Here is a 245-nt window from a genome sequence, read left to right as displayed (position 1 = left end):
GATCCGGTGGACCGGCGACGTGATGATGGGGGTCGTCGAGGTGCTGCGCGCGGTGACGTCGCCGGGCGACCGGGTGGTCGTCACGCCTCCCGTGTACCCGCCGTTCTACGACACCGTCGAGGAAGCGGGCGCCGTCGTCGAGCGGGTACCCCTGCGGGACACGGGGGAGCGGTGGGAGCTCGATCTCGAGGGGATCGCCGGGGCGCTGGCATCCGGAGCGAAGGCCGTCCTGCTCTGCAACCCGC

Annotated in this window: 1 protein-coding gene; it reads left to right on the top strand. The window is 72.7% G+C overall.

Going from position 1 to position 245, the window contains the following annotated elements; all coding sequences use genetic code 11:
• Positions 1-22 precede the first annotated feature (22 nt).
• The coding region (locus ACZ3HG_RS24555; RefSeq protein WP_465335105.1) for an aminotransferase class I/II-fold pyridoxal phosphate-dependent enzyme at positions 23-245 on the top strand (223 nt) is incomplete at its 3' end.

This window comes from Erwinia sp. PME.40.26/001 (assembly GCF_055556675.1).
Note: the sequence above shows the minus strand (reverse complement) of the source record. Positions and strands in the feature narration are given on the sequence as shown.